Origin of the sequence: Streptomyces sp. WAC 01529, assembly GCF_003945545.1 — a bacterium.
GTDB classification, from domain to species: Bacteria; Actinomycetota; Actinomycetes; order Streptomycetales; family Streptomycetaceae; genus Streptomyces; species Streptomyces anatolicus.
This window is the reverse complement of record NZ_CP029617.1, coordinates 8,005,468-8,030,547: the sequence shown is the minus strand read 5'-3', so window position 1 is coordinate 8,030,547 and position 25,080 is coordinate 8,005,468. Positions and strand designations below refer to the sequence as shown.

Genomic DNA, 25,080 nt, shown 5'->3' with positions numbered 1-25,080 from the left:
CTACTCGCCGTGGATGTCCGCCGCGCACAACTCCGCGAGGTCGGCGATCTCTCGGCCTATCGCGTTCTGCAGCGCCTCGACGGATTCCCGTGACGCGGTGGACGGGGCTTCGTCGATCCAGTCGTCGATTTTCAGCAGGACGGCGGTCACGGCCGCCATCAGCTCGTATCCCACCGTGCTGATGTGCCGGGGGGCTTCGAGTTCGACGTGGGCGTACGCCTCCCTCACCTCCTGGATGATTTGCCGGAGTTCGGTGGCCGAGGGGAGGGAGGGCGCCTCGTTCCAGCGCAGGCCGCGGGTGGTCGCCGTCGCCATGTCGTACGCCGCGCGCACCTGGGCGAGGTAGGCGGCATACGTCTCACGCCGGACCTGGCGCAGCCACTGTTCGTGCGCTCCCGCCACCTGACGGTCCGCCTGGTAGCGGGCGCCGCGGAACGCGACGAGCGCCGCGCCCCAGGCCCCGCCCGCGCCGATGACACTGCCGCCGAGGGCGCCGATGAGACCTGCGAGTGCCGCGTCCACGCCGAGGATTCTCGCCCTCCGGGGCGGTCGGCGTCCGCGGATCCGGTGGACGCGTGAGCGGTCACCCGTACGCGCCGTCGCCGCACGCACGTGGCCTCGCTGTTCCGTCGTAACGTCCGCTTCGCCCCCCGCTCCGAGGCGAACGCCGCCCGGCAGAAAGCGAGATCCCCCTCCCCATGTCCTCGTCGTACGCACCCGCCCCTGGCGGCCCGCTCGCCCGCTTCACGCTCCTCTTCCTGCTCCCGTTGCTGACCGCGGTCGGTGGTTTCCTGCTCCCCACAGGCCAGGCGCAGGCGCACGCCGTCCCGGCCGTGGCTCACCCGACGGGCATCGCCTGCACCAGCAACGACCCCGCCGTCTGCATGATCCGGGAGATGACTCCGGAGCAGCGCGAGGAGGCGCGTGAGACCCGGTCGCGTTATCACCGGCTCCTGGACGGCATGGAGTTGGTGGCCGAGCGGATGCGGGCCGCGGGCAGTTCGGACGAGGAGATCGCCCGTACGCTCGTCGCCATGCGCAACGAGGCCAAGGACATCACGCGCGCGGGCATGTCCCCCGAGGCCGTCGAGGCCCTGGAGGCGCGCAACATGAAGAAGTACGGCAATCCGCTGGGCCCCACGGCCGACCAGCAGTTCGCGAAGTACGGCAGCTGGGCCGCGGTGATCGAGGCCTCCACCAGGAGCAGCGCGGCCGTCGACCAGGAACTGGGCCTGGAGCCCCGCCGCCGATGACGGCGCTGGCGGACTACGACCAGCACGGCCGCGTGTGGGACCTGGACCCCGCGACGGGGCTCCTGTCCCCCGCGTCCGGCCCCTGTCACGGTTTCGCGCACGTCCCCCGCCAGGGCGGCGAGTACGCGGCCGCCGCGCTGTACGCGTCGGGGCCTGGCACCGGAACTCTCTGGCTGCAGTACGGGGCGCGGCGCTGGGACTGCGCGGCGGTGTCCGTCCGGCAGGCGTCCCTGCCGGACGGCACCCGCCGCTTCACCGTCTCCGGTGCGGGACGCCGGGGCGGAGAGGGGCTCGGGAAGCAGGCCGGAGACGGGCCTGACCTGGAACTCCCTTACCCGGCACCGGATCCCGGCGCCTTCGACCCCGCGTACGACTGGACCGACGCGCTCGCGGACGACTTCTTCGCCTGGGCCGCCGACCGGCTCGCCACCCCCGAGGCCCGCCGCGCGCTCTTGGAGCACTTCCTGGCGGGCTTCCCGGCGCCCTGAGGTCAGACCATAACGAACATCTGACATGTTCGAAAGCTTGCTTAACGAACACGTTCGGTGTTCAAATTGCCTTGTGCCTTCCCCTACGAGCAGAGACAGCGCAAGCAGAGCCGTCAGCGGCAGAGACCGACTGCGGCAGATCACCGACGCCGTGCGCGAGGCGGGCCGGATCGGCGTCACGGAACTCGCCGGGCTCACCGGCGCCTCCGAGATGACCATCCGGCGCGATCTGGAGGTCCTGGCCGACCAGGGCGTCCTCGAGCGCTACCGCGGCGGTGCGCGAAGTCTGCTGCTGCGGGGCGAGGAGCCTCCGTTCGCGCTGCGGGAGCAGGAGGGCCTGGACGTCAAGAGACGTATCGCCGCCGAGGTCTCCGGGCTGATCGCCGACGGGGAGTCCGTCGTCGTGGACAGCGGCACGACCTGTCTGGAGGTCGCCCGCGTTCTCGAGCAGCGCCGGCTGACCGTGATGCCGCTCTCCCTGCACGCGGTGAACGCGCTGGCCGGTGCGCCCCAGGTGACGCTGCTCGTGCCGGGCGGGCAGCCGCGCCCCGGCGAGCTTGCCCTGACCGGCCAGCTGACCACGGCCTCACTGGCCGCCCTGCGGTTCGACACCGCCGTCATCGGATGCTGCGGGCTGACCGCGGCGGACGGCCTGACCGCCTATGACCTGGACGACGCCGCCGTCAAGCGCGCCGCGATCGCCTCGGCCCGTCGCGTCATCGCCGTCGCGGCCGCCGCCAAACTCTCCCGTACCGCCCTGGCCTTCGTCACACCCGTCGCCGCCCTGCACGCCGTCGTCACCGACGACGGCGCGGCCGACGAGGAGACCGACGCACTGGCCGCGGCGGGCGTGACCGTACGAAAGGTATGACCTGTGAGTGATCTGATGAACGACCCGGTGAATGGCCCCGCGCACGACATCCTGCTCTTCGACATGTTCGGCGTCATCGCGCGCCACCAGTCCGAGGACGGCAAGGCGCGTCTGACCGCCCTCGCCGACGTTCCCGAGTCGCGGTTCTGGGAGGCGTACTGGGGGCTGCGTCAGCCGTACGACCGTGGGGACATAGCCGGCTTCGACTACTGGCGGGGCGTGGCCGACGCGCTCGGCACGGACTTCGGGCCGCACCGGATCGCGCGGCTCATCGAGGCGGACATCGCCAGCTGGAGCTCCGTCGACGACACGATGGTCGCGCTGGTCGAGGAACTGGCCGCGGCGGGCAGGCCGATCGCGCTGCTCTCCAACATCCCCGAGGAGCTGGCCGTCCACTACGAAGGACGGCACCCCTGGCTCAAGCACTTCCAGGTGCGCGGCTTCTCCTGCCGCATCGGCCACGCCAAGCCCGAGCCGGGCGCCTACCGCTGGTGCCTGGACGCCCTGGGCGCCGAGCCGGAGCGGGTGCTCTTCGTCGACGACCGCGAGGACAACATCCGTGCCGCCGGGGCGAGCGGCATCCGCGGCCACCTCTTCACCACCCCCGCCCGACTGCGGGAGGCGCTGCGCCTCAGCGCGTGACGACGGCTCAGCGCGGGACGGCTCAGCGCGGGGCGGCTCAGCGCGTGATCGCGCCCAGCAGCGCCCTGGCGCAGAGGTCCCGTACCTGTGCGCGCGTCAGCTCCGGTTCGGCCAGCCACTCCAGGCAGACGGCGACCATGAAGGCGAGCCAGCCCCGCACCGCGAGGCGCAGCGCGGGCGGGTCCCGGATGAGGTCCGCCGCGTCCGGGTCCGCCGCGAGGGCCGCGAGGATCTGCCGCTCCTGGGCGGCGAGGCCCCGCCCGTAGACCTCGCGGACCAGCGGGTCGCCCGCCGCCTCCGCCCGGTGGAAGGCGCGGAAACCCTGCGCGTGGCTCTCCACATAGCCGAGGAACGCGTCGAGCCCGGCGCTGATCTGCTCCCGCACCGGGAGGCCGGGCACGGCCGCCGTCAGGCGCAGCATGCGCTCGCTCTCGCGCTGCACGACGGCGGCGAAGAAGTCCCGTTTGGCGGGGAAGTAGTGGTACAGGAGGCCGCGTGAGACGCCCGCGATCTCCGCGACCCGCTCGATCCACACATCGTCGTACGGCTTCTGTGCGAACAGTCGCGCCCCGACCGAAAGCAGCTGCTCACGCCGCTCCTCGGTGCTCATTCTGCGGCGCGTGCGCTCCGGTGGGTTCGCGGCCATGCGGGCACCTTACTTGACGTGAATTCAATAGCGGCCCCAGACTGGGAACTCTTATTGAACCCACGTATAACAGGCCCCAATGGGCCCGCCGCGCAAGGGAGATGGGCACATGGCGCAGACGACGCGGTCCGCGGCGGGGCCGACGGAGCCGGTGGGCCCGCCGCCCAAGGGCTTCCGCAGCGCGGAGCTGGGCTGGCCCGAACTGCACCGGATACCGCACCCGCCGCGCCGCCTGCCGTTCCTCGGCGACGTCCTCGGCGCCGACGTGCGGACGCCGTTGCAGGACTCGATGCGGATGGGGCGCAGGCTGGGGCCGATCTTCCGGCGCAAGGCGTTCGGCAAGGAGTTCGTCTTCGTGTGGGGCGCCGCTCTCGCCGCCGACCTGGCGGACGAGACGCGCTTCGCCAAGCATGTGGGGCTGGGGGTGGCCAACCTCCGTCCGGTCGCGGGCGACGGGCTCTTCACGGCGTACAACCACGAGCCCAACTGGCAGCTGGCGCACGACATACTCGCCCCCGGGTTCAGCCGCGAGGCGATGGCGGGCTACCACCCGCTGATGCTGGACGTGGCGCGCCGGCTGACCGCGCGCTGGGACGAGTGGGAGGCAGCGGGCCGGGCGGTGGATGTGCCGGGCGACATGACGAAGCTGACGCTGGAGACGATCGCCCGCACGGGTTTCGGCCATGACTTCGGCTCCTTCGAGCGGTCGGCGCCGCATCCCTTCGTGCGGGCCATGGTCGGCACACTCTCCTTCGCACAGCGGCGCAATGTCGTTCCGCCGCTGCTGACGCCGGTGCTGCTGCGCGGAGCGGTGCGGCGCAACGACGCCGACATGGCGTACCTCAACCGCACCGTCGACGCGGTGGTCGCCGCGCGCCGCGCCGCGTCCAGTTCGGGAGGTCAGGGGGATCTGCTCGACCGCATGCTGGAGGTGGCTCACCCCGAGACCGGGGAGCGGCTGTCTCCGGAGAACATCCGCCGACAGGTCATCACCTTCCTGGTCGCGGGGCACGAGACGACGTCCGGGGCGCTCTCCTTCGCGCTGCACTACTTGTCGCGTTCCCCGGAAGTGCTCTCCCGCGCGCGGGCCGAGGTGGACGAGGTGTGGGGCGCCGAGGGGGAGCCCGCGTACGAGCAGGTGGCCAAAGTGCGCTATCTGCGCCGGGTGCTCGACGAGTCGCTGCGGCTGTGGCCGACCGCTCCCGCGTTCGCACGGGAGGCCCGCCAGGACACCGTGCTGGGGGGCGTGCACCCGATGCGCCGGGGAGCGTGGGCGCTGGTCCTCGCGACGATGCTGCACCGCGATCCGGCCGCGTGGGGCGAGCGGCCCGACGAGTTCGACCCCGACCGGTTCGCCCCTTCGGCGGTACGGGCGAGGCCCGCCCATGTCTTCAAGCCGTTCGGCACGGGCGCGCGGGCCTGTATCGGACGTCAGTTCGCGCTGCATGAGGCGACGTTGGTGCTGGGTCTGCTGCTGCGCCGCTACGACCTGCACGCCGACCCCGGCTACCGGCTGCGCGTCGCCGAGCGTCTGACCCTCATGCCGGACGGCCTCACTTTGCGGCTCACGCGCCGCTCACCGGCCGCGTAGGAACGCGATTGTCAGACCCTTGCGCCACAGTGGAGGTGGCATCGTCGCGATGCCGCCACGCCATCCAGCGCAGAGGAGTCGCTCGACATGACCGGCACGACGTCCGAGGAACTGCTCGCCGCGCAGGCCTGCTTGCGCCTGCTGCACACCGCGCGCGCCGCGCTGTCCGACGGGTCCGAGGTTCCTCCCGCCGCCGCGGCCTCGCTGCTGGCGGGGCCGATCGCGGAGGCCGACGACGCGCTGCGCCGCGCCGGGCTCGCGGGCAACGAGGCGGTGCTCATCGAGCGGATCTACGATCTCACGCCGCCCCCACGCTCCGCCGAGCAGGCCGCGCCCTCCGGGGTCGCCCGCTCCTGCGCGCGGGAGGGGAGCCAGTCATGAGCGCGGCGGAGAGCGAGCCCGCGGCGGGTGGCTCGGCCGAGGGCGGCTCGGCCGAGGGCGGCTCGGCCGAGGGCGGCTCGGCCGAGGGCGGCTCGGCCGAGGGCAACGCCTCGTACGGGCACAAGGAGTTCAAGCGCTCCAAGAGCCATTTCGCGGACCGGGTGACCGCCGACGGCCGCGACGGCTGGCCCGTCGAGGCGGGGCGCTACCGCCTGGTGGTGAGCCGCGCCTGCCCCTGGGCGGGCCGCTCACTGGTCTCCCGGCGCCTGCTCGGCCTGGAGGACGCCCTGTCCCTGGGGGTCACCGACCCGATCCAGGACGACCGGAGCTGGCGCTTCACGCTGGATCCCGGCGGCCGTGACCCGGTCCTCGGCATCCGCTTCCTGAGCGAGGCCTACGAGGCGCGTGAGAGCGGCTTTCCGGGCGGCGTCAGCGTGCCCGCGCTCGTGGACGTGCCGAGCGGGAAGCTGGTCACGAACGACTTCCAGCAGATCACCCTGGACTTCGCCACCCAGTGGACGGCGCTGCACCGCGAGGGGGCGCCCGACCTGTACCCGCAGCCGCTGCGCGACGAGATCGACTCGGTGATGGAGGGCATCTTCCGCGACGTCAACAACGGCGTGTACCGCGCGGGTTTCGCGCCCGACCAGGGTGCGTACGACGCGGCGTGCCGCGATGTGTTCCGCCGTCTGGAGCTGACCTCCGAGCGTCTGGCGAGCCGCCGCTACCTCGTCGGGGAGACGATCACGGAAGCGGACATCCGGCTGTTCAGCACGCTGGTGCGGTTCGACGCGGTGTACCACGGCCACTTCAAGTGCAACCGCCGGAAGCTGACCGAGGACCCGGTCCTGTGGGCGTACGCCAGGGATCTCTTCCAGACGCCCGGGTTCGGGGACACCATCGACTTCGACCACATCAAGCGGCACTACTACCAGGTGCACTCGGGCATCAACCCGACCGGCATCGTGCCGCTCGGCCCCGACCTCGACGGGTGGCTGACGCCGCATCACCGCGAGGAGCTGGGCGGGCGGCCGTTCGGCGACGGCACACCGCCGGGTCCCGTGCCGGCCGGGGAGGAGGTGCCGGCGCCCGGGCGGCCCTGAGCGGCACGTGCGCCACGGTTCGCCCAGCGGCTAGGTCGGCGCCGGGCCCGGTCGGCGGCGTCAGCGCGGTCGCCAGGTGAACTTGTCGCCGCCCACCCAGCGCACGGCGTCCGGGTCGTCGAGGTCGTGCACGGTGATGCCCGCCATCACGGCCGCGTCCAGGACGTCCGTGACCGTCTTCGCCGTGCCGACGACCTCGCCGTCGATCTCCACGATGCGAAAGGGCGGGCTGCCGGGCTGGACCCCGAGGACCGTGATCCGGGGGTGCGTCACGTACGGGTACTCGCTCATGCCTGGAACTCTTCCACGGTGAGCCGAAGGACCGCCTCACCTGTCGGCCGCTCGGGCTACTCCCCGGCTCCCGCTGCCCCTGGACCCCAGGCTCCCCGGCCCCCGGCACTCCCGCCGCTACTCCCCCGCCCGCCCGACCGGCCGCCGCGCCGCCGATCCGGCCGACGCGAGCGCGCTCTTGCGATCCGCGCCGCGCAGGCCGAGCACCACGCGCGTACTCAACCCGCCCAGGAGCGGGCGGACTTCACCGGCACGGGCCGGTGAGGGGCCGCCTCGCTCGGGTGGTCAGAGCCGGGCTCAGACGGTCTCCAGGGCCTGCCAGTCCTTGAGCTTCTGGAGACCGAACACTTCCTTGACGGGAGCGATGCTCTCCTCGAGAGCAGTGGTGTCGCCGTGACGCCGGATGGATTCGAAGGTCTTGCGCAGGGAGGAGACCGTCGCACGCAGGCCCTGGTTGGCGTAGATGACGACGGACGCGCCGGCCTTGGCGATGTCGTCGATGTGCCAGTTCGGGTAGGTGGTGGGGACAATGACCACCGGGCGGCAGCCGTCCCAGCGGTTGAGGAACTCCTCGACCTCGTCCTTCTCCTTGGACTTGGAGTGGATGAGGACGGCATCCGCGCCTGCCTCGGCGTACGCGTACGCGCGCTCGAGTGCGACATCGACGCTCAGACCGTTGATGAGGGCTTCCGTACGCGCCACCACAAAGAATTCGTCGGTGCGCTGCGCCTTCTTGGCCGCTCGGATCTTGCCGCAGAACTCTTCGGTGCTCAGGAGGGTCTGGTCGCCGCCAGCGAAGCTGTTCAGCTTCGGGAACAGCTTGTCCTCCATGCATACGGCCGTAATGCCGGCGGCCTCGTACTCGTGGACCATGTGCACGACGTTGAGATTGTTGCCATAGCCCGTGTCGCAGTCGGCGATGACCGGAATGCCGAGCGCCTTCTGCATATTGGCGGCGGCCTCCAGGTACTCGGTCATCGTGAGCACACTGGCATCGGGCAGGCAACGGGCAGCGGACACCTCGAGGCTGGACGACCACACGGCATCGAAGCCCGCCTGCTCGGCCAGGATGCCGCCGAGCGCGTCGTGGGCTCCGGCCACACGAACGATCTCTCCCTTGGCCACGACCGACCGGAAGGAGGGGGACTGGGGGCGCTGCATAGCTGAAACTCCGATTCTTTCGGTGAGGCAGAAAAATAGCGGGTGATTAAATGGTCCCGCTCAGCGAGAGGGAGTCGGCTCCACGACCGCTCGGGACGCGTGCCGCTCGGCCATTTCTGCGAGCGGTCCGACCAGGGTGGAAAGTGCGAGGAAAATCGCCATGAGGACGATCCAGCCACACCAGGCGAGAGGCACAATCAGTGCGGTGAGCAGAGCCGGTCCTGCGAATTCTCGGACACCTCGCCCCAGAGCATATACACCCTGGTATTCACCCTGCTTGCCGGCGGGTGGAAGTTTGAACGAAATGGTCCAGCTGCCGGCCGACTGAAATATCTCGCCGAAAACAAGAATTACAGTGCCCACAAGCAGAAAGCAAATCGCGACCACTTCTGAACTCGACTGACTGAGTGCGTAGACGGCGCAGGCGATTGCCATGAACCATGCACCGCGCCGCATCTGATTCGCACCCTCGGCCAGCGTGCCCGTCCCTCGGCTCAAGGGAACTTGCAGGAGTATCACCAAGACGGTGTCGAGAGCGATGACGACGGAATTCAAGCCTGCCGGGACATGAGCATGAGTCACGATCCACAAGGGGACGCCCACCGTGAATATCGTGTAGTGGAGCTCCAGGATTCCGTTGACAGCCGTCAAGGCGAGGAATGGCACGTTCGACAGAGCCCCGCGCATCCCCTTTCTCGGGGGTGCGGCGCGGGGCGCGGCAGCAGGGACTCGCACCGACAAGACGATGTAGACGCAGCAGGCCTGGGCCAGCGCGTTGAGCAGGAGCACCGCATAAAACGCGCGCGAGGTGCCCACCGTCAGCGCGATGGACGCCACTGCGGCCCCCAGCATGTAGCCGACGTTGAAGAAGCTCCTCATCTGGGCTCGGACGCGGACCGCGCCCTCTTCGCGGAAGAGCTGGTGCATCAGCGTGGCACGCAGCGGGCTTCCCGTGGTCTCGCAGACCGAGATGAGGGATGCGGCGGCGATGAAGGCCGGAAAGGTGCGCACGAATCCGTAGCTGATGAAGAGCGGGACGAGTGCGGAGTATCCGAGAGCCAGGAGGCTTCGCGGCCTGAAGCGATCGGCCAACCGGCCCGCCGGAACCGTGGCCAGGAATCCGACTCCGCCCGCCACCGCCAGACCGAGGCCCACTTGTGTGGGTGACAGCCCCGCGTACCGACTGAAGAAAATCACGCTCGACGACAGGAATACTCCGCTACCCGCCGACTGGACGGCTGTCAGGAGACAGAGTCTGCGCGCGGCACCAGCGTCGGGCAGGAGCCCTCGCAATTGCCGTATGAGCCTCTTGGCATGTCTTTGTTGCATGAAGAACCGAACCCGTCATCGCGTTGAGGCAGCCGGGGCCGCGGGGTGCGCGCATGCGGTGAGCGCTCAAGTGGCGATGGAATCTGTTGACTTGTGGTCGTTGGCATTCAGGACATTCGCCCGTCACCCGAAAGATGTCAAGTGAATGAACGGCAAGCCGACGACGGGTGAACCTGCGCGGGGGGCTGCAAGATGTCCCTTTTTCGCCACCGGTCCCTACTTGGGATGTGAGCGGCGCCTCACGGCAAGTCAAGATCAACTTGGCCGTCAGCAATGATCAAGTAAAAGCATGGGTGATTAAGCGCAAGCCAGTGACCAACTCCCTTTTATTCAGGGCGAGTTGCTTCGCTTCGCATGCGTATGTGGCGAAGGCAACAAATCGTTGACAGCCCTTTCGGTGGGGTGCTTGCTTTGTGTCCGGCAGGTCCCCCGGCGAGCGACGGCACAGCGTCTGCTGAACGCCACTGGCCGACGAGCGCAAGGTGCGCCGGACGGCGCCGGGCGTGAGGCCTGCCCCGGATCGGATCTCCGCCTGCCGCCCAGGCGCGGAGGAACGATCCGTGTCTTCCGAGTCGCGAGACGGGGCCTGCCGCAGCGGGTGCGAGCGCCAGGTCACCGTTCGAAGGTCGTTCTCTTCGGCCACCGTGAAAAGAATCAGGACATGACTTTCAAGCCTCCGACGGTGCAACGTCACACACTCCCACGTGTTCTCGTTGTCGATCCCCTCGCTTCCGACGCCCTCGAAGCGCTGCGGCGCATCTACGACGTGACCGTCCAGATGCAGCCTGCCGAGGATGAACTGGCCGTACTGCTGCGCCAGACCGATGCCATCGTGCTGCGCAGTGGCGTGAAACTGCCGGGCCATCTGATCGCCGACGCACCTGACCTGAAGGTGATCGCGCGTGCCGGCAATGGGACGGACAACATCGACCTGGCGGCCGCACGGTCGGCGGGGGTGCAGGTCTTCAACATTCCCGGCGTTTCCTCGCCGGCGGTCGCCGAACTGGCTCTGGGGCTCGCCTTCTCGGTGGCTCGTCACATCGCGGCGGCCGACCAGCAGGTCCGCGCGAACGTATGGCGCAAGGCCGATCTGGTCGGCAGCGAGCTGTCCGGCAAGACCATGGGTGTGGTCGGGCTGGGAAGCATCGGCTCCAGGGTCGCCGAACTCGCCCGGGGAATCGGCATGTCCGTCATCGCGTCGGCGCGGCGGCGCGATGACGAGCGGCGCGAGGCGTGCCGCCGGTCAGGGATCGACCTGCGGTCGACCGAGGAGGTCCTGGCCGAAGCGGACGTCGTGGTCCTCGCGTGCCCGCTCAATGACCACACCCGCGGCCTCATCGACGCCGACGCGCTGCGACTGATGAAGCCCACCGCCTTCTTGGTGAACGTGGCCCGTGGCGGTGTCGTCGACGAGGATGCCCTTCGCGTCGCCCTGCTTGAAGGGGTCATCGCCGGCGCTGCCCTTGACGTACACGCGGCGGAGCGTGCTCCCAGTGGCCTGGCAGGGCTCGACAACGTCGTCCTCACCCCGCATATCGGCGCGATGACCCGGGACTCCCAGGAACGCATCGGCCAACTGCTGCTCGAAGGCCTCCGGTTGGCGCTGTCCGGGCGGGACGCCCCCACCCGAGTCTGCTGATCGCCGTCGATCCCCAGGCCGATCCCCCTTCTCTCTTCTCTTCTCTCTTCTCTCTCTTCTCTCTTTTCGCAACCATTTGTCGAGGACTACGTACGTGAACCACCAGACGCTCAACGTCGCCGTCGTTGGCGGAACCGGCTACTCCGGCGGGGAGCTCTGCCGCCTCCTGCTCAACCACCCTCGTGTCGGATCGATCTGGCCCACCGCCCGGGGAGACGAGGAGTTCGAGCGGATTCATGCGAACCTGCGCGGCAGCGGCCTGCGCTTCGTCACCCTTGAGGATGTCCAGGCGCGCGTGGACGAACTCGACGTGGTCTTCTTCTGCACTCCTTCCGGGCAGGCCATGCGCCAGGCCGGCTGGTTCCTCGAACGCGATGTCAAGGTTGTCGACGTCAGTGCCGACTTCCGTTTCGCCGATCCCGCGACGTATCAGCGCGTATACGGCACCGCTCACGCCGTGCCCGAACTGCTGGCCGAAGCGGCCTACGGCGTGACCGAACTCAACCGTGAAGCCATCGCGAAAAGCAGGCTCGTGGCCAACCCGGGCTGCTATGTCATCACCGCCATCTTGGGACTCACTCCTCTTCTGCGAGCCGGATGGGCGGATTTGAGCAGCCCCCTTCACCTCAGTGCCGTCAACGGAACCACCGGCGCCGGAAACAAGCCCAAGCGGCCCATCATGCACGCCGAGGCCCTCAACTCCATGCTTCCCTACAGCATGGAGGGCCACCGCCACGGCCCCGAACTGGAAACCCACCTCGCTGTGGCGGCCGGGCGTGATCTGGTCGTCGACTTCAACACCGCCCACGGCAACTTCGCCCGTGGCATCCACCTCCAGGCGAATCTGGCGGTCAATCCCGACCTGGCGGCGACCATGTCGCGCGAGAGGCTCCTGGGATGCCTGACGGAGTTCTACGGCGCCGGTGCGGAAGGGGAGTTCTTCGTTCGCGTCAACGACCTCGCCAAGAGCGGTGGTCTCAACGCCAAGGACTACGACGTCTACCCGGGCGTGGCCTCGGTCACGGGCTCCAACTTCTGCCACATCGGCGCCGATTACGACGAGCGGCGCGGCATTATCAAGATCCTTTCCGTCACCGACAACCTGGTGAAGGGAGCGGCGGGATCGGCCATCCAGAACATGAACGTCATGCTCGGTCTTGAGGAGACGCTGGCTCTTCGGACGTACGGACTGTGACCATGTCAGCGAGCACGACCCTCCACTCCGTCGGCCTCCTGCGAGAGCAGCCCATTCACCCCGGACAGCGCTGGGTGTACTCGGCCGGCTTCAACGTCGTCTCCGGCATGACCGACACGTCCCGCATCGACTGCGAACTCGACGACCTGCGCTACCTCGCCGACCGAGGCGCGCGCGTGGCCATCCTCTCCCACCAGGGAAGTCACCGCGACGGCACGGCCGTGCATCTGGCAGGGACCGCCGAGTACCTGGGCAAGCGGCTCGGCCGCCCGGTCACCTACATCCCCGAGAGCGCCTCGGACGACGCGGTCACCGCTGCACGCTCACTCGCCGACGGGCAGGTCGCCCTCTTCGGAAACACCCGCCTGCACAGCGGGGAAGAAGACAACGATCCTGTCCTGGCGGCCCAGTTCGCAAGGCTCGGCGACTACGCGGCGATCGGCGGATTCTCCAAGGCCCACCGACGCCACGCCTCGAACGTGGGAATCCTCCGTCATCTGCCCGGCTGGGCCGCTGGCAGTCTCATCGATGAGACCCGCAGACTCGAACCCTGGGCGGGGAGGTCCCCCAAGACGCCGTCGATCGCGGCGGTCGGCGGGGTGAAGAGCGAGAAGAGCGTCGTCGGCCTTCCATGCTTCGCCCGCGATTACGACATCGTCGTCCCCGGCGGCATCGTCCTCAACCATGTGCTGCACCACCTGGGATACGCCATCGGCAGCTCACCCCTGGGCAACGATGTCGAGCGCCGGGCCGCGGCCACCAAGGCCGCCCTGGCGAATCCCCGAGCCCGTATCCATGTCCCACGACGCGTCGTGATCGCCCGGGCCGACCGCCACGGATGGCACGAAGCCCACACCGTTTCCGTCAGCGAGGGGGTGCCGACCGGCTTCTCCATCGTCGACTTCCACCTCCACCCCTGGCTCATCCAGGAACTGAGGAGAGTGGCCGCGTGCGGGGGCCGGCTCATCATCGCGGGCACCCCCAACCTCCATACCCACGGGTTCACCCAAGCGTCCTCCGCGCTCCTGGACGCCGCGCGCACACCCACGGTCAGCGCCATGTTGTTGGGCGGTGACACCGTAGCTGAGCTGCCGTTCGACGGCGTCACGTCGACCGGGGGCGGCTCGGCTCTGTGCTACCTCGACCAGGCGGACGTTGTCGTCCTCGACGCGCTCAGGCGCAACAACGGGCTGACCATGAGGAGCCGTCGTGCACTTTGACTTCCACATTCCCACCCGCATCCGTTTCGGTCGCGGCCGCCTGGACGAACTGGGTTCGGTCGTCGCCGAGTTCGCTGACAGCGCCTTGCTGATGACCGGACGGCACGCAATGAAGGCTGCCGGATTTCAGGAACGTGCGCTTGCCAGTCTCCGGGCCGCCGGCGTACGGGGCGTCGTCTTCGACCAGATCTCGGCGAACCCCCGGTCGGACGAGGTGGATCGCGCGCTGGAGCTGGCGCGCGGTCTCAAGGTCGGCGCCGTCGTCGGCATGGGCGGAGGGAGTGTGCTCGACTCCGCCAAGGCGACGGCCGCAGCCATCCACCTCGGTCCGGTCGGCCCGCTGGTCGGCACCACTCTGGCAGCCGACACCCCCACACTGCCGATGATCGCGGTGCCCACCACCGCCGGGAGCGGCGCGGAGGTCACCAAAGGCGCGATCCTCACCGACACCGCGCGCGGGTTCAAGTCCGGCATCCGCGGTGACGCCATCTTCCCCCGTGCCGCGCTCGTGGATCCCGCTCTCACCGATGGGCTTCCCCGCCATGTGGCCCTCGAGTCGGGCTTCGACGCACTGGCCCACGCGATAGAGGGCGCAGTCGCCCGACGCTCCACAGCCCTCAACAAGAACCTCTCCCGCCAGGCTGTCGACCTGCTCTCCGTGCATCTGCGCGAGGTCGCCGACGGACGTGCCGACGCCGAGTCCCGGGACGCCTTGAGCCTGGCCGCGTTGCTGGGTGGAATCAACGTGGCCACGGCGAGCACCTGCCTTCCCCACCGCTTGCAGCAGGCGATGGGCCGCGGTGCCCGCAACGAACCCTCACACGGTCTGGGTCTCGCCATCCTCTACCCCGCCTGGCTCCGCGCCGCCTACCCCTACGCTCCGACCGCCTTCGACGACCTGGCCGCGGTCCTGGGAGACGAGAGCATCCACCAGGGCGTCGGACGCCTCCTGAAGGACACCGGACTCGACATCACCCTGACGGCCGCCGGATACGCGGCGGACGACATCGCGGGCTTCCTCGCGAACCTGAGCGGAAATGTCGACAACGATCCCATCACGGACATACCCAGGGAACTGATCGCCGAGATCTACCGCAACTCCCTGTGAGGCTCCGCCCGCCTACTCCCTTTCGATTCCCTTTCGATCAAACTCAGCCGAAGGGCAACCATGAAGCCAGAGGCCGTCATTCTCCTCTTCTCCGGCACCAAGCCACGTCATGCGCCGTTGCTCGACAGCGCGGTGCGCGCCGTGCACGACGCCGGTCTGGCCGCCGTCTGCGTCGCCCCCTCGAAGGTGGCACTCTCAGGTGGCGAACCCGACGCATGGGGCGTCTACCGGCCGGGCGCGGGCCATGAGGATCGAGTCATAGAGGCCGCACACGAGGCATCCGGACCTTTTCGCGCAGTCCGGGTGATCTCGCTCTTCGAGGACGACGTCAGGGCCGCGGCGACACTGCGCGAACAGCTCGGCGTCGAGGGGCTGACCGTCGAACAGAGCATCTACTTCCGCGACAAGAACGCGATGAACGTCCGCGCGGCGGAACTGGGCCTGCGGACCGCCATCTGGACGCTCCCCCACACCAAGAACCATGTACGGCAGTTCGCGGCGGAACATCAATACCCCATCGTGATAAAGCCGTATGACGGAGTGTCCTGCACAAACACCTACAAGGTGACGTCGGACGAAGAACTCGACCGCACCTGGCCTCTCCTGCAGGCGCAGCGCCATGACTACCGCGTCGAAGCCTTCATTCATGGCAAGCAGTTCCACGTGGACACCATGGTGCGAGACGGCGAAGTTCTCTTCGAATCGGTCGGGGAGTACACGGCACAGATACTGGAGAACTGGCAGGACGCCCCGATGGGAAGCGTCACGCACCCGGCCACAGGGGTTCACCGGGAGATGCTCGACGCGGCACGGACGGTAGTCACCTCCTTCGGACTGCGCACAGGGATAGCGCACACGGAGTTCTACCTCGACGACGAGGGAACGCTGACGTTCGGCGAGACAGCCGCACGTATGGCCGGTGCATGGGTGCCGTCGATGTACCGGCATGCCTACGGAATCGATCTCGCGTATGACTCCGTACGCGCCGAGGTCGAGCCCGGCTACACCCCGGCCGGCGACATCTCCGGCTGCACAGGCGCCTCGTACCTCTGGAGTTCCGCCACCGGCAGGATCGACCGCATCACTGACGCCGACTCCCTGTCAGCCCTGCCCTACGTCTGCCACGTCGAGGTGAACAAGGCTCCCGGCGACGTCTTGCCCCCAGTCGTCGGTACGCGAGGCCAGGACCTCGGCCACGTAGTCGTGGCGGGAAAGTCACCGGCAGAAGTGAGCGAGAACCTTCGGGACATCCACACCCGATTCTCAGTTCTCACCACAAACGTTCCTTGAGATCGACAAACGGAGAGAGTGGTGCACATGTTCGGCTTCGGTGACATCATCCGGCGGCGCGAAATGCTCGACGGCCGTGAATGGATCGTCTACCCGGTGCGCGTGGTCGAGGACACCGAAGACCATCTCGCCGTGTACTTGGCGAAGGGGACGCCACTCACGTTCGGGCAGGGGGATTTCCGATGGGGCACCCATCCCTGGGCGAACTTCGATCACATCTGGCAGTCCGACGGTGTGCTCCAAGTGCAGCGGCCGGGCGACGGCTACTCCGTATGGCACTTCTGGAAAGGTGACACATTTTCGGGGTGGTACATCAATTTCCAGGAGCCCATGCGGAGGGACGCGAGGGGGTTCGACACCCTCGATCAGGAACTGGACATCTGGGTGCCCGCAGACGGCAGTTCCTTCCAGTGGAAGGATGTGGAGCATTTCGAGGAGCGGGAGCGCCTGGGAGGCTTCCACCCGGGCGAGGCCGACGCCGTGCGCACCGAGGCCCAGCGAGTGGTGGCCATGCTGGACGCGGGCACCACGTGGTGGAGCGACAGGTGGACGGACTGGTCCGCTCCCGCGATCTGGGAAGTGCCGGGACGCATGGACCTTTCCGCCCCTGCTTGATCATTGCCCGCGGTCACCCGGAGGGGCCGCTCACCCTTCCCGGGCCCAGCCCGGTGTCCAGGTCGCGGTGGCGTCATCGGTGGGGCGGGCGGCGGCGAGGTGGGCGCGGAGTGCGGTGAGCGTGGGGTGCGGGTTGTCGTCGCGGCGGATCAGGGAGTGCGGGTAGACCGGTGCCGGGTCGACCACCGGGATGCGCCGCAGGTCGTCGTCGGCGGGCCAGACCAGGCGGGTCTGCTCGCCGACGAAGGTGGCGAGCCCCGGGGCGTCGGCGATGGTGTCCAGGAGCGGTTCGGTGCCGAAGTCGGGTCCCGTCGCCTCGATGGTGAGCCCGAAGGCCGCGGCGAGTTCCTCGTAGTAGGCGGCCCACTCGGTTCCGGTGACGATGCCGGGCATCCAGATCCGGTGCCCGACGAGCTGGGACAGGGTGACCGAGCGGGCCCCGGCGAGCGCGTGGCCCGGCCCGGTGAGGAGCTGGAGGGGCTCGTCGTGGACCCGGTCGGCCACGATGCCGTCGGGGAGCTGCCGGGCGGGCACGGTGACGGCGCGGAACGCCGCGTCGATCGTGCCGGCCCTGACGGCGGAGATGGCCGCGTCGGCGTCGAAGAGCGTCACCACGTCCAGCGCGGCGTCGGGACGGGCGCGGTGGAAGTCGCGCAGCAGGGCGGCCGGTGCGAGGCGGCGGCCGATCACGTCGACGCGCAGCGCGCGGCTGCCGGGCCGTACGGAGGCGGCGGCGCGCTCCTCGGCCTGGAGGAGTTCGCGGGCGTGCGGCAGGAACACCTGTCCGTCGATGGTGAGCCGTGCGCCGCGGGCGGTGCGGGTGAACAGCCGTACCGCCAGCTCCTTCTCCAGCGTGGCGATGCGCTTGGAGACGGCCTGCTGGGTGATCGACAGGTCGGCGGCGGCTCCCTGGAACTGGCCCGCCTCCGCGGCGGCGACGAAGGCGCGCACTGCATGGAGATCCATGACGGCCACCCTAGGGAGCACGCACCCGGGAACACAACGCGCGGTTGTGGCCGACCACGCGAGTCGGTTGTTTGCTCGGGCGACGGGTCATTCGGTTGGATGACGCAGGTCAACGCGGGGTTGTTCGAAGTGGGGTTGGGCAGTGGCGGGGAAGCGGTCGCTCGGGCGGCGGTTCGGGTGGCTGTGGTCGGCGTACGCGGTCAGTACGTTCGGTACGCGGCTGGCGTTCGACGCGTTTCCCCTGATCGCGATCCTGGTGCTGGGCTCCGGGCCCACGGAGGTGGCGGTCCTCGCCGCGTCGGGGCTCGCGGTGGGGGCGGCGGTGGCCGTGCCGCTCGGGCCGTGGGTGGAGTTCCGCCGCAAGCGGCCGGTGATGATCGCGATGGATCTGGTGCGGTGCGCGGCGCTTGTGAGCGTTCCCGCCGCGTACGCGCTCGGGGTGCTCGGCTTCGGGCAGCTGCTCGTCGTCTCGGTCGTGGTCGCCGCGGCCGACATCACCTTCGGCGCGGCTTCCGGTGCCTTCCTCAAGGGGCTGGTGGCGCCACGGGACCTGCTCGTCGCGAACGGGCGGTTCGAGTCGACGGCCTGGACGGCGACCATGCTCGGGCCGCCCCTCGGCGGGGCGGCGATCGGCCTCTTCGGCCCCGTGATGACCGTGGCCGCCGACGCGGTCAGCTACCTGCTCTCGGCCGTGGGCATCGGGGCGATCCGCGGGAAGGAGCCCCGCCCTGTCCGCGCCGACCCGGCGGCCCGGCTGCGGGCAAGGGACCTGCTGGACGGGTGGCGCTTCATCCTCGCCGATCCGGTGCTGCGTCCGCTGTTCTTCCACACGGTGCTGGTCAACGGCCTGATCATGGCGGCGATGCCGCTGCTCGCCGTCCTGATGCTCGGCAGCCTCGGCTTCGCGCCCTGGCAGTACGGCCTGGCCTTCGCCCTCCCCTGCCTCGGCGGTCTGCTCGGCTCGCGGCTGGCCCCGCGCCTCGTGGCACGGCTCGGGCAGCGCGGGGTCCTGCTCGCCTCGGGGGTGCTGCGCGTGTGCTGGCCCCTCGGCCTCGCCCTCGTCCACTCCGGCGTCAGCGGACTCGTCCTCGTGATGGTCGTCGAGTTCGGCGTGATCACCTGCTCGAGCGTGTACGCGCCGGTGCTCGCCACCTACCGCCTCGAACAGCTTCCGGCGGAGCGCGTGGTCCGCACCCTGTCCGCGTGGTCGGTCACCGGCAAGATCGCCACGGCGGCCATGACGGCCCTGTGGGGGCTGCTGGCCGCCGCCACGGGCCCTCGCGCCGCGATCGCGACCGCCGGGCTGCTCATGCTGGCCACTCCGCTGCTGCTGCCGCGGCGGGAGTCCGCGTCCAGCACGGCGGGCGCCGCGGCCGGGGTCAGCGAAGAGCGCTAGTTGTTAATGGGATCCATTTTCATATAGCGTCGCAGGCGTCGCTCACCCCCTCATCTCAGGAGGACCCCATGGCCGTACCCAAGCGGAAGATGTCCCGCAGCAACACCCGCCACCGCCGCGCCCAGTGGAAGGCCAGCACCCCGCAGCTGGTGCCCGTCACCGTCGACGGCGAGCGGCACATGGTCCCGCAGCGGCTGCTCAAGGCGTACGAGCGCGGCCTGCTGCGCCCCGAGAGCTGAGAGCCGTCCCGCACATGACGCACGTACCGACCGCGCGGCTGCCCGTGACCGTCCTCTCCGGCTTTCTCGGCGCGGGCAAGACCACGCTGCTCAACCACGTCCTAGGCAACCGCGACGGCCTGCGCGTCGCGGTGATCGTCAACGACATGAGCGAGGTCAACATCGACGCCGCTCTGGTGCGCGGCGGCGAGGCCGCCCTCTCCCGCACCGAGGAACGCCTGGTCGAGCTGACCAACGGCTGCATCTGCTGCACCCTCCGCGACGACCTGCTCGAAGAGGTCGACCGGCTGGCCCGCGAGGGCCGCTTCGACCATCTGCTCATCGAGTCGAGCGGCATCTCCGAGCCGATGCCGGTGGCCGCGACCTTCGCGTTCCCGCGCGACGACGGCGCCACGCTCGGCGATCTGGCCCGGCTCGACACGATGGTGACGGTGGTGGACGCCGCCAACTTCCTGCCGGAACTCACCGGCGGTGACGGCCTCGTGGAGCGCGGTCTCGATCAGTACGAGGACGACGAGCGCACGGTCAGCGATCTCCTGGTGGACCAGGTGGAGTTCGCCGACGTCATCGTCCTCAACAAGCTCGACCTGGTCGACGCGGAGACCGCCGGGCGGCTCGCGGCCACCCTCGCGCGCCTCAACCCGCTCGCCCGCGTGGTGCCCGCGACCCGGGGCCGGGTGGATCTCGCGCAGGTCCTGGAGACCGGCCTGTTCGACCTGGAGCGTGCACAGCAGGCGCCGGGGTGGGTGCGGGAGCTGAACGGCGACCACGTGCCGGAGACCGAGGAGTACGGCATCTCGAGCACGGTGTTCCGTGCCGAACGGCCCTTCCACCCCGGCCGGTTGTGGTCCTTCGTCACCGAGGAGATGGAGAGCGGGGCCTTCGGGCGGATCCTGCGCTCCAAGGGGTTCTTCTGGCTGGCGAGCCGCCCCCGGGTGACGGGGCTGTGGTCGCAGGCCGGCTCGGTGGCCCGCTTCGAGCCCTCGGGGGCGCGGACGGCGGGCGACACGCAGGGCCAGGAACTGGTGTTCATCGGCACGGAGTTGCGTGCCGCGCCGCTGCGGGCCGCGCTGACCCGCTGCCTGCTCGCCGAAGGGGAGGAAGCGCCGCGGCACGACCCCTTCCCGGCATGGGACACGCACGGCGCCGACGCGTGCGAGACGGAAGGCGCGGTGGTCGGGGGCGCCGGATGACGTGGCTGGGCTCACCTGGATGATGCGCGGCAGGGGTGACCTGGAGGGTCCCCTCCTCAGCGGTGAGCGGCCACGCACACCGGCCGGCTGCGCGCCGCGTACGAGCGGGACGCCACGAGGAGCCCCGTGCCCAGGCCCCCGAAGGAGAATCCGCCGAAGGCCACCATCCAGGTCATCCCGCCGGTGGTGGTGAAGACCCCGACGGGATCGAGCCCCGGCACCACGCCGAGCGCGCTCAGCAGGGCGTAGACGAGGAGCCCCGCGCCGTACACCGACAGGGCGCCGCCGGTCAGCCACGCGGGGATGAGCGGCAGCAGCCGCGGTACGCGCCGCCCGGCCAGAAGCGGCGTCCAGCGCGGGAACACCTGTCCCCAGCGGTGCATCAGACCGGCCAGCAGGAACACGCCGAGCAGCGCCGCGAGCACGGTCACGTCGACGCCGACCGAGGCTAGCGCGCGCGAGGCGCCCGTCGCCTCCGCTTCCACGTCGTCCTGCCAGGCCTCGCCGCTCACGCCGATCGCGTCGCCGCCGAGGAGCCAGACGGTCTTGACCACGGTCCAGGGCAGCAGCCCGCACACGAGGGCGTACGCCGTCACGCGGGTCCGCGCCGACGCGGTGGATGCGGGCGGGTGGGCCAGCGGGCCGTCGCCGGGCCCCTCGTGCCCCTGGCCGCAGCGGGCGCACCGGCCGCGCAGCCCGCGCCGGTAGGCCAGGGCGACCATGGCGAGGAGCCCGCCGCCGCAGGTGTTCAGGAGCAGGTGGACGAGCCCCGTCGCGCTCTCCACTCCCGAGCCCGACGCCAGCGTCACGAAGTGCATCGGCAGTCCGATCGCGCCCCAGCCGAATGCGGGGACGAGGAGCGCGAGCGAGACACCCACCGCGATCCGGCCCTTCCGGGTGCCGTTCACCGCAGACGCAGCCCGGCCCTTCGGAGTGCCGCTCCCCGCAGACCCGCTCCGGGCCCTCCTGGCGCGGTCCGCCGCCGCGCAGACTCCCGCGGCCAGCACCGCGAGGGCCGCCTGGGTGAGCTGGAAGGCGGCCGGTTGGTACGTGTGTGGCGTGAGCGGCACAGCGGTGCCCGTCGCGGCCCAGCCGACGAGGACGACGGCGTACAGCCCGGCCCAGACCTGCGCGGCGCGGGGAGCCCAGTCGGGCCAGCGGCGGCCCCAGGGGGCGCGGGGGCCTTCGGTTCTCCGCCACGCGCGCCTGATCACGGGGGTGTTCGAGGGGGCCGTCACTGTTTCTCCCAGGGCCGAGGATCGCCGTACCCGCCGAGGCTTTCGCGTGTGCGCCGCCGCCGCGTCGGCCTCCGGGACCTACCGCCTCCGCCGGGCGGCGGACCTGGGCGGGCGCGGATCACCCTGTGGGGGTCGGCGGTGGCGCGCGGGCGGTGCGCCACTTGTCGGCTCGATCATGGAGGGGGCACTGTGGCTGCCGTACGTGGAACCAGCGACCCATGAGGTGCGGGCATGAGCAGCGGAGAAGGGGCGGCCTCTCAGCGGGGAAGCCACCCGGGGCGGCGCCGGTTCGTCGGGGCGCTGGCGGGGGCGGCCGCGGCGGGGGCGCTCTCCTCCACCGCGGGCTGCGCCTCCTCTGACCCGCCGGGCCGCGAGAGCGCGGACCGCACACGCAAGGACGCCACGGACAGGGGCGCCACGGACGGGGACGCCACGCGCCAGGAACCCGACCCGTCGGCGTCTCACCGCCCGCGCCGCGAGCGGCAGTTGTTCCTGGGGACGTACACCTCCCAGGAGGGCGGCGGGACGGGCATCGGTCGGGCGACGTACGACGAGACGACGGGCCGCGTCACCGGCACCGGCACCGGCACCATCAGCGGCGTGCCCGACCCCTCCTATCTGGCGCTGCACCCCTCGGGCCGCACGCTCTACGCCGTCAGCGAGCGGGAGAAGGGCGCGGTGACCGCCATCGCCCTCTCCCCAGGCGGCGCGCACAAGATCCTCGGGACGCGCGGCACCGGCGGCGCGCACCCCTGCCACCTCTCGGTGCACCCGAGCGGCCGCTGGCTGCTCAGCGCGAACTACCTCTCCGGCAGCGTGGCGGTGCACCCCCTCCAGAAGTCCGGCGCGCTGGGCGAGCGTACGGACGTGGTCACGCACTCCTCGCCGCCGCCGGGCCCGGGGCAGGACGGACCGCACGCCCACCAGATCAGCACGGCCCCCGACGGCCGCCACATCCTCGCCGTGGACCTCGGCAACGACACCGTTTACACCTACCGGCTCGACCGCGAGGCAGGCACGCTCCGCCGGGTCTCCCACGCGGTCCTGCGGCCCGGCGCGGGCCCACGCCATCTCGCCTTCCACCCCTCGGGGCACTTCGCGTACCTCGCCAACGAGGTGGACGACACGGTCGTCGTCTGCGCCTACGACCCCGCCACCGGCCGCCTCACGCCGGGCGAACCGCAGTCGACGGGCTCCGGCGAGGGCACCAACCACCCGGCGCAGCTCGTGGTGGCGCGCGACGGCCGCTTCGCGTATTTGGCCAACCGGGGCCACAACAGCCTCGCGCGGTACGCGATCGAGCGCGGCGGCGCCCGGCTGCGGCTCCTGGACACCGTGCCGGTGCGCGGGGACTTCCCCCGCCACCTCGCGCTCTCCCCTTCCGGGCGGCTGCTGTTCACCGCGAACCAGAAGTCGGACTCGGTGAGCGTGTTCCACGTCGACCCCCGCGGCGGTGAACTACGCCCGGCGGGGCAGCCGTTCAGGGCGCGGGCCGCGGTGTGCGTGCTGCCTGCGGCCTGACGGCGACGGACCCCGTTACGGCTTGGTGAAGCCGACGTCGCAGGCCCGTGCGGCGACCTCGATCTCGTCGCCGAGGGCCCACTCGGCGACACGCGAGACGACCGCGGCGGGCACCGCGTCACTGATGCCCTCGGCGGCCGGGATGTCGTACGTCGCGTGGGCGTCGTGCGGCAGGACGACACGGAAGTCGAGATCCAGGGCGGTGCGCGCGGTGGCGCTGACGCACATCTCGGACATGACGCCGCACAGGGCGAGCGCGGTCACCCCGGCCTCCCGGAGCACCTTCTCCAGGCGGGTCTCCTCGAAGCCGTCGTCGGCGCTCTTGCGCAGGACGACCTCGCCGCGGCCGGCGTCGACGGGCAGGTGGAGGCGCCAGCCGGGGGTGTCCGGTTCGTCGGGGGCGCCGGGCTCCCCGTCGTTCTGGAGCTGGACGAGGAGCGCGCCGCTCTCGCGGGCACGGGCCATGAGGTCCCCGACGGTGTCGAGCAGACGGTCGGCGTCGGGCACGGCGCCACGCCCGCTGACGAAAGCGGACTGCATGTCGATGACGATCAGCGCCTGGACGGACGCGGGAGGCTTCGGCTGTGCGTTCACCCCGCCATCATGCCCGCACCCCCGCGACGCGGGGCGCCGGCCTCGGTAACGTACGTACGCATGAGCACGGAATGGACCGTTCTCCTGGTCTGCGCAGCCGTTCTGGTCGCCGCGACGCTCGCCGTCGCCGTCGTGTTGCTCGTCCGTCTCGTCCGCACCCGCAGCGCCCTGCGCAGAGCCGGGCTGCCCGTCGAGCGGCAGTGGGTGTTCTGGGGCGCGGTCGCCTATCTCGTCCTGCCCGCGGACCTCATCCCCGATCCCGTCTACCTGGACGACATCGGGGTGCTGCTCCTCGCGCTGCGGTCGATGCGGTCAACCGCCGACCGGCCGTCCGCGCCGGGCGGTTGAGAAGCGGGCCCTCGTCAGCAGGGCGTGCATGCACTCCGTCACCTGGGAGACGTCGTCCACGCTCTGAGGGAACGGCAGGCGTACGTCGGCCTGGCCGCGGGCGCGTTCGAGGCGCAGGGAGATGCCGTGCCGGTCGATGGCAAGCGGGCGGACCCGCACGACGCCCTGGAGGCTGTCCGGGCTGATGAGGCGGGTGAGCTGTTCGACGGCGTCCGGGTGGGCGTCGGCGAGGTGGGTGAGCAGCCGCGCTTCGGCTTCGGCGAGCGGGTCGGGGACGGCCAGGGCGAGTTCGTCGAGTTCGACGCCCTCGCGTTCGCCGTGGGAGTCGTGCAGCACCACGCAGGCCGGTTCGAAGACGAGGTGTCCCTCGTCGTGGGTCAGCGACCCCGAGAGCCACAGGCGTGCGCGGATCCGGTCCCTGAGGGGGACGGGCGCGACGTCGGCGAACTCGATCAGCGTGGACGGCTCGCCGCGCGGCGCGCAGATGAGGGCGGCGGCGAGCGCGCTGTCCTCGGGCGGGCGCAGCCGCAGCCTTCCGTCGTCGGTGACGCTGTGCGCGCCCACGAGTTCGTCCCTGCCGATCTCTGTGGTCACCGCGCAGGACCATGCGGTGGCGAGCACCGAACGGGCCCGTGCCGCCGCTGTGGGCACGGTCGTGCTGCTGTGACGGACACCCATTCCCAACCTCCATTAGGTAAGCCTTGCCTAACTTATCGGAGATCGTGGAGCGGGGCCAGTACGCGTACGGCCCCGCGTGGCGAA

The 25,080-nt window shown here is 70.4% G+C and carries 27 protein-coding genes; 18 read left to right on the top strand and 9 right to left on the bottom strand.

Annotated elements, in window-relative coordinates; all coding sequences use genetic code 11:
- Complete coding sequence (locus DMA15_RS35340) at positions 1-522, bottom strand: hypothetical protein (protein ID WP_125516777.1); 522 nt, start codon at positions 520-522, stop codon at positions 1-3.
- A 176-nt stretch (positions 523-698) separates the two neighbouring features.
- Here DMA15_RS35340 and DMA15_RS35335 point away from each other — a divergent pair, with 176 nt between their 5' ends.
- The 4 genes from DMA15_RS35335 to DMA15_RS35320 all read left to right on the top strand — a co-directional run bounded on the left by DMA15_RS35335 (position 699) and on the right by DMA15_RS35320 (position 3,254).
- Positions 699-1,253 carry a hypothetical protein gene (locus DMA15_RS35335; RefSeq protein WP_125516775.1) on the top strand — a complete coding sequence of 185 codons (555 nt, stop codon included), beginning with the start codon at positions 699-701 and terminating at the stop codon, positions 1,251-1,253.
- Entirely contained in the window at positions 1,250-1,741 is a 492-nt protein-coding gene (locus DMA15_RS35330; protein WP_125516773.1) for a hypothetical protein, read from the top strand. Before DMA15_RS35335 ends, DMA15_RS35330 begins: the two co-directional genes overlap by 4 nt.
- Positions 1,742-1,814: 73 nt before the next feature.
- Entirely contained in the window at positions 1,815-2,612 is a 798-nt protein-coding gene (locus DMA15_RS35325; protein WP_240660110.1) for a DeoR/GlpR family DNA-binding transcription regulator, read from the top strand.
- Positions 2,613-2,615: 3 nt separating this feature from the next.
- Positions 2,616-3,254 carry an HAD family phosphatase gene (locus DMA15_RS35320; protein WP_240660109.1) on the top strand — a complete coding sequence of 213 codons (639 nt, stop codon included), beginning with the start codon at positions 2,616-2,618 and terminating at the stop codon, positions 3,252-3,254.
- Positions 3,255-3,291: 37 nt separating this feature from the next.
- Here DMA15_RS35320 and DMA15_RS35315 read toward each other — a convergent pair whose 3' ends face one another.
- A complete protein-coding gene (locus tag DMA15_RS35315; protein WP_125516769.1) occupies positions 3,292-3,900 on the bottom strand; it encodes a TetR/AcrR family transcriptional regulator in 609 nt (202 codons plus the stop codon).
- A 109-nt stretch (positions 3,901-4,009) separates the two neighbouring features.
- Between DMA15_RS35315 and DMA15_RS35310 the strand changes: the two genes are divergently transcribed.
- The 3 genes from DMA15_RS35310 to DMA15_RS35300 all read left to right on the top strand — a co-directional run bounded on the left by DMA15_RS35310 (position 4,010) and on the right by DMA15_RS35300 (position 6,975).
- Positions 4,010-5,491 carry a cytochrome P450 gene (locus DMA15_RS35310; protein ID WP_125516767.1) on the top strand — a complete coding sequence of 494 codons (1,482 nt, stop codon included), beginning with the start codon at positions 4,010-4,012 and terminating at the stop codon, positions 5,489-5,491.
- Positions 5,492-5,578: 87 nt separating this feature from the next.
- Positions 5,579-5,872, top strand: a complete 294-nt coding sequence (locus tag DMA15_RS35305) for a hypothetical protein (protein WP_240660108.1) — start codon at positions 5,579-5,581, stop codon at positions 5,870-5,872.
- Positions 5,869-6,975 (top strand): glutathione S-transferase C-terminal domain-containing protein, encoded by a 1,107-nt coding sequence (locus DMA15_RS35300; RefSeq protein WP_125516765.1) that lies wholly within the window; start codon positions 5,869-5,871, stop codon positions 6,973-6,975. Before DMA15_RS35305 ends, DMA15_RS35300 begins: the two co-directional genes overlap by 4 nt.
- Positions 6,976-7,035: 60 nt before the next feature.
- Here the strand turns inward: DMA15_RS35300 and DMA15_RS35295 are convergent, their stop codons facing one another.
- The 3 genes from DMA15_RS35295 to DMA15_RS35285 form a co-directional block, all read right to left on the bottom strand.
- On the bottom strand, positions 7,036-7,266 hold the full coding sequence (locus DMA15_RS35295; protein WP_125516763.1) for a hypothetical protein: 231 nt from the start codon (positions 7,264-7,266) through the stop codon (positions 7,036-7,038).
- Between the two features lie 297 nt (positions 7,267-7,563).
- On the bottom strand, positions 7,564-8,427 hold the full coding sequence (locus DMA15_RS35290) for an isocitrate lyase/phosphoenolpyruvate mutase family protein (RefSeq protein ID WP_125516761.1): 864 nt from the start codon (positions 8,425-8,427) through the stop codon (positions 7,564-7,566).
- Between the two features lie 60 nt (positions 8,428-8,487).
- Positions 8,488-9,756: an MFS transporter gene (locus tag DMA15_RS35285; protein ID WP_125516759.1), complete on the bottom strand. Its 1,269-nt coding sequence runs from the start codon at positions 9,754-9,756 to the stop codon at positions 8,488-8,490.
- Between the two features lie 661 nt (positions 9,757-10,417).
- Here DMA15_RS35285 and DMA15_RS35280 point away from each other — a divergent pair.
- From DMA15_RS35280 to DMA15_RS35255, 6 genes are all read left to right on the top strand, one after another.
- A complete protein-coding gene (locus DMA15_RS35280) occupies positions 10,418-11,395 on the top strand; it encodes a hydroxyacid dehydrogenase (RefSeq protein ID WP_125516757.1) in 978 nt (325 codons plus the stop codon).
- A 94-nt stretch (positions 11,396-11,489) separates the two neighbouring features.
- Positions 11,490-12,590: an N-acetyl-gamma-glutamyl-phosphate reductase gene (gene argC / locus DMA15_RS35275; RefSeq protein ID WP_125516755.1), complete on the top strand. Its 1,101-nt coding sequence runs from the start codon at positions 11,490-11,492 to the stop codon at positions 12,588-12,590.
- Between the two features lie 2 nt (positions 12,591-12,592).
- Entirely contained in the window at positions 12,593-13,810 is a 1,218-nt protein-coding gene (gene pgk / locus DMA15_RS35270) for a phosphoglycerate kinase (protein WP_125516753.1), read from the top strand.
- A complete protein-coding gene (locus DMA15_RS35265) occupies positions 13,800-14,918 on the top strand; it encodes an iron-containing alcohol dehydrogenase (RefSeq protein WP_125516751.1) in 1,119 nt (372 codons plus the stop codon). The genes pgk and DMA15_RS35265 overlap by 11 nt, the downstream gene beginning before the upstream one ends.
- Positions 14,919-14,978: 60 nt before the next feature.
- On the top strand, positions 14,979-16,208 hold the full coding sequence (locus tag DMA15_RS35260; protein WP_125516748.1) for an ATP-grasp domain-containing protein: 1,230 nt from the start codon (positions 14,979-14,981) through the stop codon (positions 16,206-16,208).
- A 27-nt stretch (positions 16,209-16,235) separates the two neighbouring features.
- Positions 16,236-16,823 (top strand): DUF402 domain-containing protein, encoded by a 588-nt coding sequence (locus DMA15_RS35255; protein ID WP_125516746.1) that lies wholly within the window; start codon positions 16,236-16,238, stop codon positions 16,821-16,823.
- A 30-nt stretch (positions 16,824-16,853) separates the two neighbouring features.
- Here the strand turns inward: DMA15_RS35255 and DMA15_RS35250 are convergent, their stop codons facing one another.
- Positions 16,854-17,789: a LysR family transcriptional regulator gene (locus DMA15_RS35250; protein ID WP_125516744.1), complete on the bottom strand. Its 936-nt coding sequence runs from the start codon at positions 17,787-17,789 to the stop codon at positions 16,854-16,856.
- A gap of 142 nt (positions 17,790-17,931) precedes the next feature.
- Here DMA15_RS35250 and DMA15_RS35245 point away from each other — a divergent pair, with 142 nt between their 5' ends.
- From DMA15_RS35245 to DMA15_RS35235, 3 genes are all read left to right on the top strand, one after another.
- Positions 17,932-19,185, top strand: a complete 1,254-nt coding sequence (locus DMA15_RS35245) for an MFS transporter (RefSeq protein WP_125516743.1) — start codon at positions 17,932-17,934, stop codon at positions 19,183-19,185.
- A 68-nt stretch (positions 19,186-19,253) separates the two neighbouring features.
- A complete protein-coding gene (gene rpmF, locus DMA15_RS35240; RefSeq protein ID WP_125516740.1) occupies positions 19,254-19,424 on the top strand; it encodes a 50S ribosomal protein L32 in 171 nt (56 codons plus the stop codon).
- 14 nt (positions 19,425-19,438) lie between these two features.
- Positions 19,439-20,617 (top strand): GTP-binding protein, encoded by a 1,179-nt coding sequence (locus tag DMA15_RS35235; protein ID WP_125516738.1) that lies wholly within the window; start codon positions 19,439-19,441, stop codon positions 20,615-20,617.
- 56 nt (positions 20,618-20,673) lie between these two features.
- Here DMA15_RS35235 and DMA15_RS35230 read toward each other — a convergent pair whose 3' ends face one another.
- Positions 20,674-21,855 (bottom strand): hypothetical protein, encoded by a 1,182-nt coding sequence (locus DMA15_RS35230; protein ID WP_240660105.1) that lies wholly within the window; start codon positions 21,853-21,855, stop codon positions 20,674-20,676.
- A gap of 231 nt (positions 21,856-22,086) precedes the next feature.
- Between DMA15_RS35230 and DMA15_RS35225 the strand changes: the two genes are divergently transcribed.
- Complete coding sequence (locus DMA15_RS35225; protein ID WP_125516736.1) at positions 22,087-23,376, top strand: lactonase family protein; 1,290 nt, start codon at positions 22,087-22,089, stop codon at positions 23,374-23,376.
- Positions 23,377-23,391: 15 nt separating this feature from the next.
- On the opposite strand, the gene DMA15_RS35220 is transcribed toward DMA15_RS35225, so the two are convergent.
- Complete coding sequence (locus DMA15_RS35220; RefSeq protein WP_276314383.1) at positions 23,392-23,970, bottom strand: isochorismatase family protein; 579 nt, start codon at positions 23,968-23,970, stop codon at positions 23,392-23,394.
- 60 nt (positions 23,971-24,030) lie between these two features.
- Between DMA15_RS35220 and DMA15_RS35215 the strand changes: the two genes are divergently transcribed.
- A complete protein-coding gene (locus DMA15_RS35215; protein ID WP_125516734.1) occupies positions 24,031-24,318 on the top strand; it encodes a YkvA family protein in 288 nt (95 codons plus the stop codon).
- Here DMA15_RS35215 and DMA15_RS35210 read toward each other — a convergent pair.
- On the bottom strand, positions 24,283-24,996 hold the full coding sequence (locus tag DMA15_RS35210; protein WP_125516732.1) for a DUF2470 domain-containing protein: 714 nt from the start codon (positions 24,994-24,996) through the stop codon (positions 24,283-24,285). The genes DMA15_RS35215 and DMA15_RS35210 overlap by 36 nt on opposite strands.
- Positions 24,997-25,080 lie beyond the last annotated feature (84 nt).